Source organism: Streptomyces sp. NPDC004126, assembly GCF_050275515.1.
Lineage (GTDB): Bacteria > Actinomycetota > Actinomycetes > Streptomycetales > Streptomycetaceae > Streptomyces.
In genome coordinates this window covers 67,960-84,858 of record NZ_JBNNPF010000005.1, presented here as the reverse complement: position 1 = coordinate 84,858, position 16,899 = coordinate 67,960, and the positions used below count along the sequence as shown (strand labels likewise).

16 protein-coding genes are annotated in these 16,899 nt (G+C 70.8%); 8 read left to right on the top strand and 8 right to left on the bottom strand.

The window, feature by feature from the left end:
- Positions 1-5: 5 nt before the first annotated feature.
- From kdpF to ACQKM2_RS06955, 3 genes are all read right to left on the bottom strand, one after another.
- Positions 6-95 (bottom strand): K(+)-transporting ATPase subunit F, encoded by a 90-nt coding sequence (kdpF, locus tag ACQKM2_RS06965; protein ID WP_427707260.1) that lies wholly within the window; start codon positions 93-95, stop codon positions 6-8.
- Between the two features lie 240 nt (positions 96-335).
- Entirely contained in the window at positions 336-1,091 is a 756-nt protein-coding gene (locus ACQKM2_RS06960; protein WP_427707258.1) for a DUF4118 domain-containing protein, read from the bottom strand.
- A 34-nt stretch (positions 1,092-1,125) separates the two neighbouring features.
- Entirely contained in the window at positions 1,126-1,215 is a 90-nt protein-coding gene (locus ACQKM2_RS06955) for a potassium-transporting ATPase subunit F (protein ID WP_427707257.1), read from the bottom strand.
- 238 nt (positions 1,216-1,453) lie between these two features.
- Here ACQKM2_RS06955 and ACQKM2_RS06950 point away from each other — a divergent pair, with 238 nt between their 5' ends.
- The 7 genes from ACQKM2_RS06950 to ACQKM2_RS06920 all read left to right on the top strand — a co-directional run bounded on the left by ACQKM2_RS06950 (position 1,454) and on the right by ACQKM2_RS06920 (position 10,418).
- Positions 1,454-3,343 (top strand): APC family permease, encoded by a 1,890-nt coding sequence (locus ACQKM2_RS06950; RefSeq protein WP_427707256.1) that lies wholly within the window; start codon positions 1,454-1,456, stop codon positions 3,341-3,343.
- Positions 3,344-3,598: 255 nt separating this feature from the next.
- The gene (gene kdpB / locus ACQKM2_RS06945) at positions 3,599-5,749 is read left to right on the top strand and encodes a potassium-transporting ATPase subunit KdpB (protein ID WP_427707255.1); all 2,151 of its coding nucleotides are present in this window, start codon (positions 3,599-3,601) and stop codon (positions 5,747-5,749) included.
- Positions 5,750-5,862: 113 nt separating this feature from the next.
- On the top strand, positions 5,863-6,195 hold the full coding sequence (locus ACQKM2_RS06940; protein WP_427707254.1) for a PadR family transcriptional regulator: 333 nt from the start codon (positions 5,863-5,865) through the stop codon (positions 6,193-6,195).
- Between the two features lie 2 nt (positions 6,196-6,197).
- Entirely contained in the window at positions 6,198-6,572 is a 375-nt protein-coding gene (locus tag ACQKM2_RS06935; protein WP_427707253.1) for a DUF1048 domain-containing protein, read from the top strand.
- Positions 6,573-6,715: 143 nt separating this feature from the next.
- The gene (locus tag ACQKM2_RS06930; protein WP_427707252.1) at positions 6,716-7,954 is read left to right on the top strand and encodes a serine hydrolase domain-containing protein; all 1,239 of its coding nucleotides are present in this window, start codon (positions 6,716-6,718) and stop codon (positions 7,952-7,954) included.
- Positions 7,955-8,230: 276 nt separating this feature from the next.
- Positions 8,231-10,168: an amino acid transporter gene (locus ACQKM2_RS06925; protein WP_427707250.1), complete on the top strand. Its 1,938-nt coding sequence runs from the start codon at positions 8,231-8,233 to the stop codon at positions 10,166-10,168.
- A gap of 76 nt (positions 10,169-10,244) precedes the next feature.
- Positions 10,245-10,418, top strand: coding sequence for a hypothetical protein (locus ACQKM2_RS06920; RefSeq protein ID WP_427707249.1), 174 nt, complete (start codon positions 10,245-10,247; stop codon positions 10,416-10,418).
- A gap of 43 nt (positions 10,419-10,461) precedes the next feature.
- On the opposite strand, the gene lysA is transcribed toward ACQKM2_RS06920, so the two are convergent.
- Complete coding sequence (lysA, locus tag ACQKM2_RS06915) at positions 10,462-11,796, bottom strand: diaminopimelate decarboxylase (RefSeq protein ID WP_427707248.1); 1,335 nt, start codon at positions 11,794-11,796, stop codon at positions 10,462-10,464.
- 16 nt (positions 11,797-11,812) lie between these two features.
- Positions 11,813-12,175 carry an SAV_915 family protein gene (locus ACQKM2_RS06910; RefSeq protein ID WP_427707246.1) on the bottom strand — a complete coding sequence of 121 codons (363 nt, stop codon included), beginning with the start codon at positions 12,173-12,175 and terminating at the stop codon, positions 11,813-11,815.
- 293 nt (positions 12,176-12,468) lie between these two features.
- Between ACQKM2_RS06910 and ACQKM2_RS06905 the strand changes: the two genes are divergently transcribed.
- Entirely contained in the window at positions 12,469-12,978 is a 510-nt protein-coding gene (locus ACQKM2_RS06905; protein ID WP_427707244.1) for a universal stress protein, read from the top strand.
- 209 nt (positions 12,979-13,187) lie between these two features.
- Here the strand turns inward: ACQKM2_RS06905 and ACQKM2_RS06900 are convergent, their stop codons facing one another.
- Genes ACQKM2_RS06900 through ACQKM2_RS06890 form a run of 3 tightly spaced genes read right to left on the bottom strand, consistent with a single transcriptional unit; the run spans position 13,188 to position 16,896 of the window.
- Positions 13,188-14,003 carry an ECF transporter S component gene (locus ACQKM2_RS06900; protein WP_427707388.1) on the bottom strand — a complete coding sequence of 272 codons (816 nt, stop codon included), beginning with the start codon at positions 14,001-14,003 and terminating at the stop codon, positions 13,188-13,190.
- Positions 14,004-14,056: 53 nt separating this feature from the next.
- Positions 14,057-15,712 carry an ABC transporter ATP-binding protein gene (locus ACQKM2_RS06895; RefSeq protein ID WP_427707243.1) on the bottom strand — a complete coding sequence of 552 codons (1,656 nt, stop codon included), beginning with the start codon at positions 15,710-15,712 and terminating at the stop codon, positions 14,057-14,059.
- A complete protein-coding gene (locus tag ACQKM2_RS06890) occupies positions 15,709-16,896 on the bottom strand; it encodes an energy-coupling factor transporter transmembrane component T (RefSeq protein WP_427707242.1) in 1,188 nt (395 codons plus the stop codon). Before ACQKM2_RS06890 ends, ACQKM2_RS06895 begins: the two co-directional genes overlap by 4 nt.
- Positions 16,897-16,899: the final 3 nt, after the last annotated feature.

The window sequence follows — 16,899 nt, the reverse complement described above, 5'->3', positions numbered from 1 at the left end:
GGTGGCTAGAACCTCTCCGGCTTGACGAGGGCGAGGATGAGGTATCCGAGCAGGGAGACGGCCACGATGAGGCCGACGATGTTTTCGGCGTTCAAAGCTTGGTCACCCCCCGGGCGATGAGAGCCACCAGCGCGAAGACCGCGACCGTGGTGACGACGAAGGCCAGATCGGCCACCGTGAGCTCCTGGATGAAGAGGGAAGAAATGAATCGGCCAGCTGGCCGATGACGAGATAACCGTGTCTTCATCCCGGCGTTAAGACGCCTTGACGGGGTCCATACGGGCCCACGGGAACTCTTAACGGGACCCATACGCGGCAGACCGGTGAGCCGTGCGTCAGCACTGGTGGGGGAGGCTTGCCGTGTCCAAGGCGGCGCCTGCCTGCGCGGCCAGCGCGACCGCCACCAGACGGGCCTCTTCAGAGGGCAGGGGGTGGCCGGGCGCAGGTTCGAGGAGGAAGCGGCCGTAGTAGTGTCCGCCGCCGACGACCCGCAGCTCGGTCTCGCCGTCCGGCGGCCACGCCGTGTACTCCGTGATCCGGTCTCCCTGGCGGAACCACAGGCTGCCGTCGTGCGCCAGCCGGGGCCGGTGGCCCATCAGGGTCCCGTACTCGAAGCGGCAGCCGCGCAGCCCCAGCAGGCCCACGAGCTCGCGGCGGACGTGCTCGACGACTGCGTCCGGCGAGGCGCCGGCCTCGGCCAGCCGAGCGCTCCCTTCGAGGCTGGACAGGTGCGCGGCGCCCGTGATCACGGTCGTGCGCAGGCGGCGAGTGCGTACGGCCAGCTGGCCGACGATCAGGCCGACGACCAGCAGGAGGACGGCCGTCTGGATCTCGTCACCGTCGGAGATGGCGAAACGCTGGTACGGCTCGGTGAGGAAGAAGTCGTACCAGGCGGCCGCGGAGAGCGCGGCCAGCGCTCCGGCGGCCCGTGTGCCCGAGGCAGCCACGGCGACCACCGCGACAACCAAGATCAGAGCCTCGTTCGTCGCGGAAAGATCCGTACGGAAGGGTACGAGCGCGAGCGCCACGAGGAGGGGTGTTGCGAGGGCCGCGAGCAGCGCGACCCGGTCGTGGAAGCGGAACCCGGACATGTGATGCCTCCGGTCCGGACATGGCGATCCTGAGTCAGAACCTCTCGGGCTCGATCAGGGCGGTCACCAGGTTTCCGAGCAGGACGATGGCGATGATGAGCCCGATCGCGTTCTCCGCGTTCATCGGCACGTCTCCTCGCCGTTCGTCGGGCGTGTGTCGCCCACTGCAAGCGTGCCCCCGGGCGTGGGGGAGCCGCGCACCCCGGCGAGGTCTTGACGCACCCCATACGGCTTTCCGCCCCCGGCGTCAGGAGCGCGTGAAGAGTGGCGCGCCCGGCGTATGGATTCCGCCAAGAGCACTGGCCATCCTGCTGTGCGGTCCCGACGCTGGCCTGACTTTGTCCAACGGAGGAACAGCGAAGATGGCCATGCACATGGAAAAGCCGACGGCGGCGGGACGGGCTCCCGGTACGGAGGAGCCGCCTGATACCGGCGTGGCGGCGTCCGTGGAATTGGCGCCGGACCGGCACAAACTGACCTCCCTGCAAGGGCTTGCCGCGCTGTCACTCGACGCCATGGCGTCCGTCGCCTACGGGCCCGAGTCGATCGTGCTGGTGCTGGCCGCGGCCGGCGCGTACGGGATGGGCTTCACCCTCCCGGTGACGCTCGCCATCGCGGCCCTGCTGGCCGTGCTGGTGGCCTCGTACCGCCAGGTCATCGCGGCGTTCCCGGACGGCGGGGGCTCGTACGCCGTGGCGAAGAAGCACCTCGGACGGCGTACGAGCCTGGTGGCCGCTGCCTCGCTGATCCTCGACTACGTGCTGAACGTCGCGGTCTCCGTGACGGCCGGCGTGGCCGCCCTGACATCGGCCTTTCCCGGGCTGTACGGGGAGCGGGTGTGGATCTGCCTCGGGGTCCTCGTCCTGGTCACCGCCGTCAACCTGCGGGGCGTGGTCGATTCGGCAAAGGCGTTCCTGGTCCCGACCGCCCTGTTCGTCGGCTCGATCCTCGTCATGATCGCCGTCGGGCTGTTCCGGGACGGGCCCGTCAGTACCGCCTCCGCCGCCGGGCACGCCTCCGTACTCGGTGAGGGCGCCACCACGGTCGGCGCGCTGCTCCTGCTGAAGGCCTTCGCGGCCGGCTGTTCCGCCCTGACCGGCGTCGAGGCCGTCGCCAACGCCGTGCCGTCCTTCCGGACCCCGGCGGTCCGCCGCGCCCAGCGCACCGAGGTCGCGCTCGGCGCCCTCCTGGGCGTCATGCTGATCGGCCTGTCGGTGCTGATCGGGCGCTTCCACCTCCAGCCCGTAGAAGGCGTCACCGTCCTCGCGCAGCTCGCGGACGCCTCGTTCGGGCACAACGCAGCCTTCTACGTAGTCCAGTTCGCCACCATGGTGCTGTTGGCGCTGGCCGCGAACACCTCCTTCGGCGGCCTGCCCGTCCTGATGAGCCTGCTCGCCCGGGACAACTACCTGCCGCACGTCTTCGCGCTCAAGGCGGACCGCCAGGTGCACCGCCACGGTGTGGTGTGGCTGGCGCTCGTCTCCTCCGTGCTGCTGGTGTTCTCCGGGGGTGACACCAACACCCTCGTGCCGCTGTTCGCGATAGGGGTCTTCGTCGGCTTCACCATCTGCCAGGTGGGCATGGTCCGGCACTGGTACGCCGAACGCCGGCGCGGATGGCAGGGGAAGGCGGCCCTCAACGGCTTCGGCGCCCTGCTGACGGGCGTGTCGGCCGTCGTCGTCACCGCGACCAAGTTCACCGAGGGCGCCTGGCTGATCGTGCTCGCGCTGCCGCTGCTCGTCCTCGGCTTCGAGAAGATCCACCGCACGTACGCCGACATCGGCGAGCGTCTCGAACTCGGCCGGATCCCGGTCGCACCGCACCGCTCGCGATCCCTGGTCGTGGTGCCCGTTTCGGGACTGTCGCTGCTGACCTGCCAGGCGTTGACCGCCGCACGCTCCCTGGGGGACGAGGTTCTCGCCGTGACGGTCACCCACACCGCCCCCGAAGACCGGCAGGCCGCCGAAGCGCTGCGCCGGGACTGGGAGCTGTGGAAGCCCGGCGTGGAGCTGATCGAGCTCTCCGCGCAGACCCGGTCCCTCGGACGCCCCGTGTCCGGCTACGTGCGCGAGCTGACGCGGGACCACCCGGACGCCCAGGTCACCGTGCTCATTCCGGAGACCGAACCGGCCCGCCTGTGGCAGCGGCTGTTGCAGAACCAGCGGGGCTCGGTCGTCGCCCACGCGGTCCGCCGGGACACCGACGCGGTGATCTGCCGGCTGCGTTTCCGCATCACGTCGGACGCTCGCTGACGCGTCCTTCACGGCGGTTTGACGCGGCCCGTACGCCGCCGTAAGGAAGGCGCCAATTCCCCTGACGGAAAGGGGATCGCATGACCAACAGGCAGTAGCTTCCTGCCTGTTGCGCCGCCGGGGGTCTCACATCCTCATATGACGGCCGAGGGGGTCGATGGAGAAGGCCCCCGGTGGCGACACTCCTCACCCGCACCCACCTGCGTCCCGTCGCGGACGAGGGGTGCCCAGCCGCACTCACCAGAAGGTCTCTGCATGGCTCCCGCCGCAGCCCAGCACGTTCCTCCGGGTCCCGGGACCCCGTCACGGACCCCGGCCGACCGGCCCTCGCGCAAACGCCCCGGCCAGGCGAACCTGCTGGAGCCCGAGCTCCTCGCCACGTCTGCCAGGGATGCCGTCGGCAAGCTCCACCCGCGAGAACTGGTCAAGAAGCCGGTGCTGTTCGTCGTCGCCGTCGGATCCGTGCTGACCACCCTCTCCGCGCTCATCCATCCGTCGGTCTTCACCTGGGTGATCAGCGTCTGGCTCTGGCTGACGGTCCTGTTCGCCAACCTCGCCGAGGCCGTCGCCGAAGGCCGGGGACGCGCCCAGGCCGAGTCACTGCGCAAGGCGCGTACGGACACGGTCGCCCTGCGGCTGGAGCACTGGACGTACGGGGCGAACCTGCGCCAGGCCAGGACCGAGGCCGTCACCCCGGCCGAGCTCCAGCCCTTCGACTTCGTCCTCGTGGAAGCCGGCGAGCTGATCCCGGCCGACGGCGATGTGGTAGACGGCGCCGCGATGGTGGACGAGTCGGCCGTCACCGGCGAATCGGCCCCGGTGCTGCGGGAGTCGGGCGGCGACCGGTCCGGCGTCACGGGCGGGACGACCGTGCTGTCCGACTCGATCGTCGTACGGGTCACCTCGCGCCCCGGCAACAGCTTCATCGACCGGATGATCGCCCTGGTGGAAGGCGCGTCCCGGCAGAAGACCCCGAACGAGATCGCCCTGAACATCCTGCTGGCCGCCCTGACCGTCATCTTCGTCCTGATCGTCGTCTCCATCCAGCCGATGGCGGCCTACGCGGGAGCCGCCCAGTCGACGACCGTGCTGGTCGCGCTCCTCGTCACCCTCATCCCCACCACGATCGGCGCGCTGCTCTCCGCGATCGGCATCGCCGGAATGGACCGCCTGGTCCAGCGCAACGTCATCGCGATGAGCGGACGCGCCGTCGAGGCCGCCGGTGACGTCAACACCCTCCTCCTCGACAAGACCGGCACCATCACCCACGGCAACCGGGAAGCCGCGGCGTTCATCCCGCTCCCCGGCATCGACCACACCAAGCTCGCGGAAGCGGCCCAGCTCTCCTCCCTCGCCGACGAGACCCCAGAAGGCCGCTCCGTCATCGCCCTCGCCGAGCGGTACGGACTTCAGCCGACCACGGCAGAGGAGCTCAGCAACCCCCGTTTCACCGAGTTCAGCGCCCGCACCCGGATGAGCGGCATCAACCTCAGCTGGGCCAACGGGGCCGGCTGCGCGATCCGCAAGGGCGCGGTGGCACAGGTCTGCGACTGGGTGGCGGCACGCGGCGGAACGGTACGGGCCGAGGCCGTCGCATGGTCGGCCTCCGTGTCCGAATCCGGGGGCACCCCGCTGCTGGTCGCGGTCCACGACTGGGACGGGCCGCGGGTGCTCGGGATCATCCACCTGAAGGACGTGGTCAAGGAGGGGATCCGGGAGCGCTTCGCGGAGCTGCGTGCCATGGGGATCCGTACGGTCATGGTGACCGGCGACAACGAGCTGACGGCCCGCGCCATCGCCGCCGAGGCGGGCGTCGACGAGTACCTGGCGGAAGCCGCGCCCGAGGACAAGCTGGCCCTCATCAAGCGGGAGCAGGCCGGGGGGAAGCTGGTCGCGATGACCGGCGACGGCACCAACGACGCCCCTGCCCTGGCCCAGGCCGACGTGGGCGTCGCCATGAACACCGGCACCTCGGCCGCCAAGGAGGCCGGGAACATGGTCGACCTCGACTCCAGCCCCACCAAACTCATCGACATCGTCGAGATCGGCAAACAGCTCCTCATCACCCGGGGCGCCCTGACCACCTTCTCCATCACCAACGACGTCGCGAAGTACTTCGCGATCATCCCGGCGATGTTCACCGCGGCCTACCCGGGCCTCGAAGCCCTCAACATCATGGGCCTGAGCAGCCCCCGGTCCGCCATCACCTCGGCGATCATCTTCAACGCGCTGATCATCGTCGCCCTCATCCCGCTCGCCCTGCGCGGCGTCCGCTACAAGCCCGCCTCCGCCCACGACCTGCTGCGCCGCAACCTCGGTGTCTACGGCCTCGGCGGGCTCGTCCTGCCGTTCGTCGGGATCAAGCTCATCGACCTCCTCGTCTCCCACATCCCCGGCATGGGATGAGCTCCGAGCCGCGTCCCCCTTCGCAGCTAATCCGTCTTGCTAAGTACCGGTAGTCAGCGTTACTGTGTACCAGTAGTCAACGACGCTGAATAGCTCAGGGGAGGAGGCGTTCCATGGCCAAGCTGCTGACCGAGATGCTCAAGGGCACGCTGGAGGGCATCATCCTCGCGTCCCTGGCCGGCAGGCCCGCCTACGGGTACGAGATCACGGCACGCCTGAGGGAGCAGGGCTTCTCCGACATCGCCGAAGGGACCGTCTACGCGCTGCTCGTCAGGATGGAGAAGCGTGGTCTCGTCGACGTGGCGAAGGTCGCCTCGGAGAAGGGGCCCCCGCGCAAGGTGCACTCCCTCAACGCCCAGGGGCGGGAATACCTCGATGAGTTCTGGGGGACGTGGAGCTTCCTCGCGGAACGACTGGAACAGCTCCGTGAAGGGGAGGGCGGGTAGTCATGTCCGACGTCGAGAAGAGCGGGATCATCGCGAGGGTGATCGGGCCCAAGAAGCGGTGGCGGGCGTACAAGGCGCGCGTCAAGGAGCTTCCCGGCGGTCACCGTACGGCGGTCGAGGCGATCGAGCGGCACCTGATGCACTTCGTGCCGGTCGACGCCGACAGCAACGCGTCGATGTTCGAGGACCTCGCGGACCTGTTCGAGCAGGCCGTGGCGGACGGCACGCCGATCCGCGACATCGTCGGGGAGGACCCGGTGGAGTTCGCCGAGACCTTCGCGCAGAACTACTCGGAGGGCGGCTACGTCCCCGCCCGCGCGCGCAAGCGGCTCACCGACGACATCGAGCACGCCGCCGCCGAAGACGGGACCGTCTGACGGCGACACGGCGCAGGTCCACGGGGGTGGCCCCCGGCGGGCCACCCCCGTGGCACGTCAGTGGTGGTGTCACAGCGGCGACGCCACGCATCGCGACCGCCACGCCGGAATGGGTTTCACAAGATCGAACAGGGGGATTCACGGTGGGACAAGGCAACAAAGGCTTCTCCGAAGCAGGACTGCGCAAGCTGCGCGAGGTGCTGCAACGGCACGTGGAGTCCGGGAAGATCCCCGGACTCGTCGCCCTGGTGAGCCGGGGCGGGGAGACCCACGTCGAGGCGATCGGGACGATGCGCCACGACGGCGGCCCGCCGATGCGCCGGGACACCATCTTCCGGATGGCCTCGACGACCAAACCGGTCGCGTCCGCCGCGGCGATGGTCCTGCTCGACGAGTGCCGAATACGGCTGGACGACCCGGTGGACCGGTGGCTGCCGGAGCTCGCCGACCGGAGGGTCCTGAAGCGGGCCGACGGCCCGCTGGAGGACACCGTGCCGGCGCGGCGTCCGATCACCGTGCGGGACCTGCTCACGTCCACGCTCGGGCTCGGGCTGGACATGACGGCGCCGACCTCCCCGATCATGGGCGCGTTCTTCGCGCGGGGGGTCTACGGCCAGGAGGACGGGTGGCTGCTGCCGGCACCGGAGCCGGACGAGTGGATGCGCAGGCTGGGCACGCTCCCGCTGATGCACCAGCCCGGGGAGCGGTGGCTGTACAACGTCGGCGACGACGTCCTCGGAGTGCTGGTGGCCAGGGTCGCCGGCCAGTCGTTCGAGGCGTTCCTGCGCGAGCGGGTCTTTGAGCCGCTGGGGATGAAGGACACCGGTTTCCACGTGCCCGCGGACAAGATCCACCGGCTGCCGCCCCTTTACGCTCCCGATCCGCAGACCGGCGAGTTCGTAGTGGCGGACGCGGCCGAAGGGGGACACCACAGCAAGCCCCCGGCGTTCCAGTCGGGCGGCGGCGGACTCGACTCCACCGTCGACGACTACCACGCCTACTTCCGGATGCTGCTGGGCCACGGGACACACGGCGACCGGCGGATCCTGTCCCGGCCCGCCGTCGAGCTCATGACGACCAACCGCCTCCCCGCCGAGCAGCTGGCCGACCGGGAGGAGCGGGCCCGCAAGCTCGTCCACCTGTCACACGGCCAGGGACAGCACGGCGGCTGGGGCTTCGGCATGGCGGTGCGCACGTACCGTGGTGACTACGCGCCCATCGGCCAGTTCGGCTGGGACGGCGGAACAGGCACCACCACGTACGCCGACCCGGCCAACGGGCTGGTCGGCATCCTCCTCACCCAGACCGGGATGTCCACTCCGGATTCGGCGCGGGCCATCAACGACTTCTGGACCACCCTCTACCAGGCGATCGACGACTGACCTGTCGACCTGGTCGAGGCCGGCGCGGCACATCGCAGCGGAAGGCCTCGACCGGGTGCCTGTCTTCGCCATCTCGATGTCTCCTCACCGGACGTGCGGTTTCCGCTCCCAAGCAGGAGTGCGTTCGCTACGCCGCCGGAAGGAAAGGCGTTAAGAGCGCGTCAGGATTCCGTCAGGCGGGGTTATAGACGTATTGGCTGCGTTCTTGCTGCGTACGCTGGCCCAGCTGTCGACTCCGATGGCTGAATCCATGTTGTACGACAGGAGCGTCCCACGATGGCCACCCCTGCCCGCTCCTCGCGTCTGCGCGCCTGGATGCTGGAAGGCCTGACCGCCGAGAACAATTCGCCCGCGGCCAAGGAGGCGGCGTCCCAGCCGCACGGCCGGCCCTGGTGGCGGGTGATGTGCCTGACGGGTCTGGACTACTTCTCGACCCTCGGCTACCAGCCCGGCATCGCCTTCCTCGCGGCCGGTCTGCTCTCGCCGCTGGCGACCATCGTGCTCGTGCTGCTGACCTTGTTCGGTGCGCTGCCCGTCTATCGGCGGGTGGCCGAGGAGAGCCCGCACGGCGAGGGTTCCATCGCCATGCTGGAGAAGCTGCTGTCCTTCTGGAAGGGGAAGCTGTTCGTCCTGACCCTGCTGGGGTTCGCGGCGACCGACTTCCTCATCACGATCACCCTCTCGGCCGCCGACGCGACCGCGCATATGGTGGAGAATCCGCACCTCACCAGTGCTCTGCACGGCCACGAGGTGCTGATCACCCTGGTCCTGATCGCGCTGCTGGGCGGGGTGTTCCTGAAGGGGTTCAGCGAGGCCATCGGCGTCGCCGTGGTCCTGGTGGGCATCTATCTCGCCCTGAACGTCGTCGTGGTGGCGGTCGGGCTGTGGAACGTGTTCACGCAGCCGCAGGTCGTCACCGACTGGACGACCGCACTGACCGCCGAGCACGGCAACCCCTTCATGATGATCGCCATCGCTCTCGTGGTGTTCCCCAAACTCGCGCTCGGCCTCTCCGGTTTCGAGACCGGTGTCGCCGTCATGCCGCACGTCCAGGGCGATTCCTCGGACACCGAGGAGAAGCCCGCCGGGCGGATCCGCGGAGCCAAGAAGCTGCTGACCACGGCGGCCGTGATCATGAGCGTCTTCCTGATCTGCTCCAGCCTCATCACCACCCTGCTGATCCCGGCCGCCCAGTTCCAGCCGGGCGGTGAGGCCAACGGCCGCGCCCTGGCCTACCTGGCCCACGAATACCTGGGCTCGGCCTTCGGCACCGTCTACGACGTCTCGACCATCTGCATCCTGTGGTTCGCGGGTGCCTCCGCGATGGCGGGGCTGCTCAACCTGATGCCGCGCTACCTGCCCCGCTACGGCATGGCCCCGCACTGGGCCCGCGCCCTGCGCCCGATGGTCATCGTCTTCACCCTCGTCGCGTTCCTGGTGACCTGGATCTTCAACGCCGACGTCGACGCCCAGGGCGGCGCCTACGCCACCGGTGTGCTGGTCCTGATCACCTCGGCGGCCGTCGCCGTGACCATCGCCGCCCGGCGGGCCGGGGAACGCGGCTGGACCATCGGCTTCGGGATCATCTCCGCCGTCTTCGTCTACACCACCGCCGTCAACGTCGCCGAACGCCCCGACGGCGTGAAGATCGGCGCCTGCTTCATCGCCGGCATCATGGCCCTGTCCCTGCTCTCCCGCCTCGCCCGCGTCTTCGAGCTGCGCGTCACGCACATCGAGTTCGACGACATGGCCGAGCGGTTCATCCGCGACACCGCCAACCGCACGATCCGGTTCATCGCCAACGAGCCCGACAACCGGGACCTGGAGGAGTACCGGCAGAAGAAGGCCCAGATCCGCGCGGACAACGACATCCCCGCCGAGGACGACGTGATGTTCGTCGAGGTCACCGTCCTGGACGCGTCCGAATTCGAATCCGGCATGCGCGTACGCGGCGAAGTCCTCCACGACCGCTACCGCGTCCTGACCCTGGAGAGCTCCAGCATCCCCAACGCCCTCGCCGCCCTCCTGCTCCACGTCCGCGACGAGACCGGGCAGCGGCCCCACATCTACTTCGAGTGGACCGAGGGCAACCCGATGGCCAACTTCTTCCGGTTCTTCCTCTTCGGCCAGGGCGAAGTCGCCCCCGTCACCCGAGAGGTCATCCGCGAAGCCGAACCGGACCGCGCCCGCCGCCCCCACATCCACGCCGGCTGACCGACGGCGCAAGGAAGCCGGCAGGAATCCCGCCGGACAGTCGCCAAGGCGCCCGTCCAGCGGGATTCTGGCTGTTGTGACCCCTCGCTCGCGCCCGGACCACGAAGTCCGCCGGACCGTACTCGTCCTCGGGGCGGCCGGCCTGACCGCCATCGCCACGGGAGCCGTACTCGACGCCCTGTGGCTGCTCGGGATCGGGGTCTGGAGCGTCATCGCCGCGATGGTGATCGAGCTCGTCTACCAGCCGTAGACGCGTACCCCACCCCAGGCCCGGCAGGACCGGCGAGCCGGCCTCACCCGCCGATGTCCCGCACGCGGAGGTCCTCCAGGGTCTCGCGCCGGACCAGGAGCCGGGCGGTGCCCTGGTCGACCGCGACCACCGGCGGCCTGCCCACCATGTTGTAGCCGGACGCCATGGACAGCTGGTACGCCCCGGCCACCGGTACGGCGATCAGGTCGCCGGGCCGGACGTCACCGGGCAGTTCCACCCCGGCGGCGAGCACGTCGCCGGCCTCGCAGTGCCGGCCGACGACGGTCGCCGTACGGGGAGGGGCCGAGGAGGCCCGGCCTATCAGCCGGGGCGCGTACCGGACCCCGTACAGGGCGGGCCGGGGGTTGTCGCTCATGCCCCCGTCGACGGCGACGAACAGCGTGTCCCCGGTGTGCTTGACGGCCAGGACCCGGTACAGGGCGACCCCGGCCGGGCCCACCACGGCCCGGCCCGGTTCGATGGCCAGCCGCGGGACGGACAGCCTCGCTGCCGCACAGGCCCCGATCAACTCGCTGCGCAGCTTGCGGGCGAGCGCGGCGACGTCCAGGGCCGTTTCGCCCGGCCGGTAGGCGATGCCGTGGCCGCCGCCCAGATCGAGCTCGGGCAGTACGGGGCCGTGCGCGTCGCGGATACGGGCCATCAGCCCGACCATGCGGCGCAGGGCGGTGACGTAGGGCTTGACCTCGGTGATCTGGGAGCCGATGTGGCAGTGCAGTCCGGTCAGCTCCAGCTGCGGCTGGGCCAGCACCCGCGCCACGGCGTGCAATGCGGACCCGTCGCTGAGGGAGAGCCCGAACTTCTGCCCGTCGGTACCCGTGCGGATCTTGTCGTGGCCGCCGGCGGAGACGCCCGGGACCACCCGCACCAGCACCTTCTGGTGCCCGTCCGGCCCTATGGCGGCGGCGATGCGGGCGATCTCCGAAGGGCTGTCGATCACGATCCGGCCGACCCTCAGGCGCAGTGCCGTGCCGAGGTCGTGCGGCGACTTCGCGTTGCCGTGCAGCACGATCCGCTCGGGCGGGAACCCCGCCATGACGGCCAGTTCCAGCTCCCCGGCCGAGCACACGTCCAGGCCCAGCCCCTCTTCCTGCACCCAGCGCACCATCGCGCGGGAGAGGAACGCCTTCGCCGCGTAGAGGACCTCGGCGCCGGGGAACGCGGTCCGGTACGTCCGGCAGCGCTCGCGGACCTCGCCCTCGTCCAGGACGTAGACGGGAGTGGCGAACCGCTCCGCCACCTCCGCGAGGTCGACGCCGGCGACGGCCAGGCCGCCGTGTGGGAGCCGGGTCGTGGAAGCCGGCCAGACGGAGAGGTCGTCCGTACCCGGTGCCGAGGCCGGAATGACAGCGGTGGTCATCGCGCGGTCTCCCTTCTCACGCGGCCGAGGCCGAAGAGGCTCGCCGAGGCTTCGGGGCGAGCGCGGGGGAACCACTGGTGACGGACCTGGTGACCGCGGGTGCGGTGAACGTCGGATCCACGGTCAACAGCACCACCCCGAGCGGCTCGGACATCGCCCGGAGCGCCGGCTCGGAGAGCCTGATCCACGGGTGCTCCGCGCCGAGCGTGGCCGCCAGTCGGCCGGGGTCGGTGAACCCGACCGCGGTCCGTGCGCCCAGCGGCGTGCGGAACAGGCGGACCACCACCTCGGCGGTTCCCGGCCGGACGGGGACGTAGAGGAGTCCGGCCGGGACGCGTTCCTCGGGCTCGGGGTCGTCGTCGTAGTGGAACAGGCACATGGGGCCCTCCTGGGGAGCCGTGAACAGAGAAGGACGGTGCCCCGGGTGCGGGGAGGCGTCCGGGGCGGCCACTCGAAAGCTATCCCCGTGCCGGTGCCCCTGCGGCCAGCCCCTGACGGGATCTTGACGGCGTGGGCCGGAGTTCATACGGCGTGCTGACGGCCGGGGACGTGAGGCGTCAGCAACGCATCAGAGTCGCTGCCGACCGCGTCAGAGGACCGTCAGCGAACCGTCCGCGGAAGGTGTCCCTGCCGTTGGATGAGCCTCCCGGACGGAGCCATGAGGGAGGAAGCGTGCCGAAGGTGGTCGTCGGTGTCAGTGAGGGCCTGGGCGGCCTCGGAGCACTTCACCGGGCTGCTGTCGAGGCCCGGCTTCGGCGGGTCGAGCTGTGCGCCGTGCTGGCGTGGCAGGCTCCGGACGGCGGACCGGGCAGCCGCACCTCCTGCGGGGTGCCGGTCCTGGCGCTGTGCCGGTCGGCCGCGGCGGACCGGCTGCGCGAGGTCCTCGGCGCCGCGTTCGGTGCCGGTACTCCGGCCGTCACCGTCACGGCCCTCACGGTGCGGGGCACGGCCGGCGCCGCGCTCGTCGACGTCGCGCGCGATCCGGAGGACCTGCTCGTGGTGGGCGCGGGCCCGCAAGGGCCGCTCCGCCGCATCCTCCGCCCCTCAGTGGCCCGCTACGTCCTCGCGCACGCGGCCTGCCCCGTGCTGACCGTACCCCCGTCCCCGCTCCAGGCCGAGTACGAAGCGGCCCACCGCCGCAACTCCTGGCGGCTGCCGCTCGACGCCCGGGATCTCGCCTGACCCCGTAGGGCCGCTCTCGCGCCCGGCCGGCATCGCTGTCCTGTCGGGCCCGTTCACCCGGGGCGAGCGTCGGTCGAGCTGCCGGATCACCAGCCGCTCGTGCCCATGGAGCAGAAAGGCGGCGTTTCGCTGCTGCTGCGCCCCCTCGCCGTGCTCCGGCCAGTGATGGCTGCGTTGTTCAGTGGTCCAGCCGGCGGCGAGGACCGGAGTCATCCGGACGGCTGGTCATGAGGAAGCCCCGAGTCATCCGTTGTCTTCGTGTCGCCCGGAGCCCCGGCCGCAGTGGGAGTGGGCAGGAAGCGGATGGGGGCCTGGAAGCGGGCCTTGCGGGCGGCGCGGCGGAAGACGGTGAGGACAGCGGGGCCGGCGAGGCAGATGCAGATGAAGTTGGTGACGGCGCGCCCGGTGTCCCAGCCGAGGGAGGTGGCCAGGTCGAAGGCGAGGTAGCGGTGGAACTGCTCGGTGAAGGGGAGGCCTGGAAGGTAGGCGATGGAGCTGTTGGGGTCGAGGGAGAAAGGCCAGAAGGAGAGGTTGAGGAGGAAGCCGAAGAGGTAGCCGGAGACGGATCCGTAGGCGGCCAGGAGGGCGACCTCTCGGCGGCCGGTGGCTCGGGGGAGGAACCCGGCGAGCATGCCGACGAAGGCGCAGCCGAACATCTGGTACGGCATCCACGGGCCGACGCCGCCAGTGATGAGGGCGGAGGCGAAGAGGGAGGTGCAGCCGAGGGTGAAGCCGAAGCCGGGGCCGAAGACGCGGCCGGCCAGCACGAGGATGAAGAAGACGGTCTCGATGCCTGCGGTACCCGCGCCCAGGGGGCGGATGGCGGCGTTGACGGCGGAGAGGACGCCCAGCATGGCCAGGGCTTTGGAGTTGATGCCGCCTTCGGCGATCTCGGAGATGACCACGGAGAGGACGATGACGAGGAGCACGCCGAAGATGAGGGGCGGGGCGTAGTTGGAGCCGAACTTCCCCGGGGCGACGAGGAAGGGCCAGAAGAAGGCGACGATGCCCAGGAAGGCGGCCATGGCGATGACGGCTGCGGCCCGGGGGCGGATCTTGATGGCGGGACTCGGCGCGGTCACGAGGCGGTGTCCGTTCCGGTGTCGTCGCCGAGGGCTGCGACCGCCTGGGCGACCGTGAGGTACGGGAGCGGGGAGAGGACCTTCGCCGTCTGCGGGGCGAAGACGGGGGAGGCGACGATGACGTCGGTAGTGGGTCCGTCGGCCACGATGTCGCCTTCGGCCATGACGACGACGCGGTCGGCGGCGCGGGCGACGAACTCGACGTCGTGCGTGGAGATCACGACGGCCCGGCCCTCCGCGGCGAGGTCGTTGACGATGCGGATGAGTTGTTCCTTGGCCCGGTAGTCCAGTCCCCGGGTGGGTTCGTCCAGGAGCATCACCCGCGGGGCCGCGGCGAGTTGGATGGCGAGGACCAGGGCCAGTTTCTGCCCCTCCGACAGGTCGCGCGGGTGCGTGGTGTCGGGGAGGCCGGGTACGAGTCGGTCCAGGATCGCGCGGGCCGATGTGCCGGTGGCGGTAACGGCCGATTCGGCGTCCGCCTGGTCGAGTTCCTGTTTCACCGTCTCCAGGTAGAGGAGGTCGGTGGGGGTCTGCGGGACCAGGCCCACGAGCTTGCGGGCCTCGGTGGCGGACAGCTTGCGGGGGTCGGCGGGCTCCGCCGTGTCCGTCGGTATGCGTACGGTGCCGGCCGCACGGGGGCCCGAGCCCTGGAGGGCCCACAGGAGGGAGGACTTGCCGGAGCCGTTGCGGCCCATGAGGGCGGTGACCTCGCCGCCGTGCAGGGCCAGGTCCACCTCGCGTACGGCCGGCACCCCCTGGTAGCTCACAGTGACGCCGCGGGCGGTGAGAAGGCTGGGCCGGTCGGCGTCGAGCGGCGGGCGGGCCGGCTCGGGGGTGGTGCCGGTCAGCCGGGTGCGCAAGGGGGCCGCGGCCCGGCGGGCGTCGCGGATGGAGAGGGGGAGCGGGGCCCACCCGGCGGCGCGGCCGAGCTCCACGATCGGCGGCGCGATGGACGTCGTACGGAAGATCTCGGCGGGTGGGCCGGACGCGACGCGGCCGTCGCCGGGGAGGTGGATGACGCGGTCGGCGTACTGGACGACGCGTTCCAGGCGGTGTTCGGCCAACAGGACGGTGACGCCGAGGTCGTGGACGAGGCGGGTGACCGCGGCCAGGACGTCCTCGGCCGCGGTGGGGTCCAGAGCCGAGGTGGGCTCGTCGAGGACCAGGATCCGGGGGTGGGCGGTGAGGACGGAGCCGATGGCGACGCGTTGCTGCTGGCCGCCGGAGAGTTCGTGCAGCGCGCGGTGGCGCAGGTCGGCGAGGCCGAGGAGGTCGAGGGTCTCCTCGACGCGCTTGCGCATCGTGGCGGGCGGGACCGCCAACTGCTCCATCGTGTAGGCGAGTTCCTCCTCCACGGTGTCGGTGACGAACCCGTCCAGCGGATCCTGCCCCACGACCCCCACCACGTCGGCCAGTTCGCGTGGTGGGTGCGCGGCGGTGTCGCGGCCGTCGACGAGGACGCGGCCGGAGAGGGTGCCGCCTGTGAAGTGCGGGACGAGGCCGTTGACGGCGCCGAGGAGGGTGGATTTCCCGACACCCGTGTGGCCGACGACGAGGCAGAGTTCGCCTTCGTCGATCGTGAGGTCCACGTCGCGCAGGACCGGTTCGGCCGTGTCCTCGTACTGGACGGTGACCTGGTCGAAGTGGATCACTTGGGTTCCTCGGTGCGCTGGGCGGGGACGGTCGGTCGGGCCGGTGGTGCCGGGGGAGGAGCCAGGAAGCCCGCAGTGCCGGCCAGAATGATCGCGGCCGCGGGGACCAGCGGCAGGGTCGGCCAGCTGAGCGGATAGATCGAGGGGTTCAGTTCGGCCGCGTTGAAGCCGACGTTCGCGAAGAGGAGCACGGCGGACAGCACTCCGCAGCCGGCGACGGCCCATTCGGCGAACCGCCAGGGGTCGGGCCGGTAGGTGGTGCGGGTGATGCGGCGACCGCCCAGCCGCAGTCCTGCGAAGCAGAGGAGTGCACCCGCGCCCATGGCGGGCAGACCGAGCAGCCTGGGCGCGGTGGCGTCGAGGAGTCCGTACGCCCCGGCGCACAGGCCGCACATGCCGAGCAGCATCAGGGCTCCGGTGGCCCGGCGGGAGCGGCGGGTCGCGGTACCGGCGCGGCCGTAGCCGCGCGAGTCCATGGCGGCGGCCAGGCGCAGCGAGCGTTCCAGTGCGTCTTCGAGGACGGGTACGACGATGCCGCGCAGGGCGCGGAGCCCCTTTGAGCGGCCGGCGCGCAGCCGCTTGGCGCGGTGGACCCGCTGGACGCTCTGTACGAGCTGGGGGGCGACGCTGATGGAGACGGTGACGGCGACGCCGAGTTCGTACAGGGCGCCGGGCAGGACGCGCAGGGCCCGCTTGGGGTTGGCGAGGGTGTTGGCGGCGCCGATGCAGCACAGCATGCAGGCGAGCCGCAGCCCGTCGGTGGCGGCGGAGAGCAGCGCTTCCAGGGAGACGGGTCCGCCCAGTTGGATGCCCGCGTACCAGTCGGGGGTGGGGATGTGGGGGAGGGAGAAGAGGAAGTGGTCGCGCGGGGTGATGCCGGTGGCGAAGATCGCGCGGAAGGTCACGCGGATCGCGACCACGGTGAGGGCGAGGTACAGGTAGTACTTGAATCCGCGGGCCCAGGGGGCCTCGGTGCGGCGCATGGTGATGACGTAGCCGAGGACCGCGAGGACGAGGAACAGCAGCAGCGGGTTGTTGGTGCGGCTGACGGCGGTGGCGAGGGCGAGGGCCCAGACCCACCAGGCGACAGGGTGCAGGGTGCGGGGCAGGCGGCGGCCGCCCGCGTTCGGCGCCGGGCCGGACGCGGGCGGCTTCACCGATGCGGCGGGGAGGGTACGTGTCACGCG

Bases quoted from the DNA above. Each gene is read 5' to 3' on its own strand.
- ACQKM2_RS06960 (WP_427707258.1), bottom strand. From the start codon at position 1,091: ATGTCCGGGTTCCGCTTCCACGACCGGGTCGCGCTGCTCGCGGCCCTC.
- ACQKM2_RS06955 (WP_427707257.1), bottom strand. From the start codon at position 1,215: ATGAACGCGGAGAACGCGATCGGGCTCATCATCGCCATCGTCCTGCTC.
- ACQKM2_RS06950 (WP_427707256.1), top strand. From the start codon at position 1,454: ATGGCCATGCACATGGAAAAGCCGACGGCGGCGGGACGGGCTCCCGGT.
- kdpB (WP_427707255.1), top strand. From the start codon at position 3,599: ATGGCTCCCGCCGCAGCCCAGCACGTTCCTCCGGGTCCCGGGACCCCG.
- ACQKM2_RS06940 (WP_427707254.1), top strand. From the start codon at position 5,863: ATGGCCAAGCTGCTGACCGAGATGCTCAAGGGCACGCTGGAGGGCATC.
- ACQKM2_RS06935 (WP_427707253.1), top strand. From the start codon at position 6,198: ATGTCCGACGTCGAGAAGAGCGGGATCATCGCGAGGGTGATCGGGCCC.
- ACQKM2_RS06925 (WP_427707250.1), top strand. From the start codon at position 8,231: ATGGCCACCCCTGCCCGCTCCTCGCGTCTGCGCGCCTGGATGCTGGAA.
- lysA (WP_427707248.1), bottom strand. From the start codon at position 11,796: ATGACCACCGCTGTCATTCCGGCCTCGGCACCGGGTACGGACGACCTC.
- ACQKM2_RS06910 (WP_427707246.1), bottom strand. From the start codon at position 12,175: ATGTGCCTGTTCCACTACGACGACGACCCCGAGCCCGAGGAACGCGTC.
- ACQKM2_RS06900 (WP_427707388.1), bottom strand. From the start codon at position 14,003: ATGGCCGCCTTCCTGGGCATCGTCGCCTTCTTCTGGCCCTTCCTCGTC.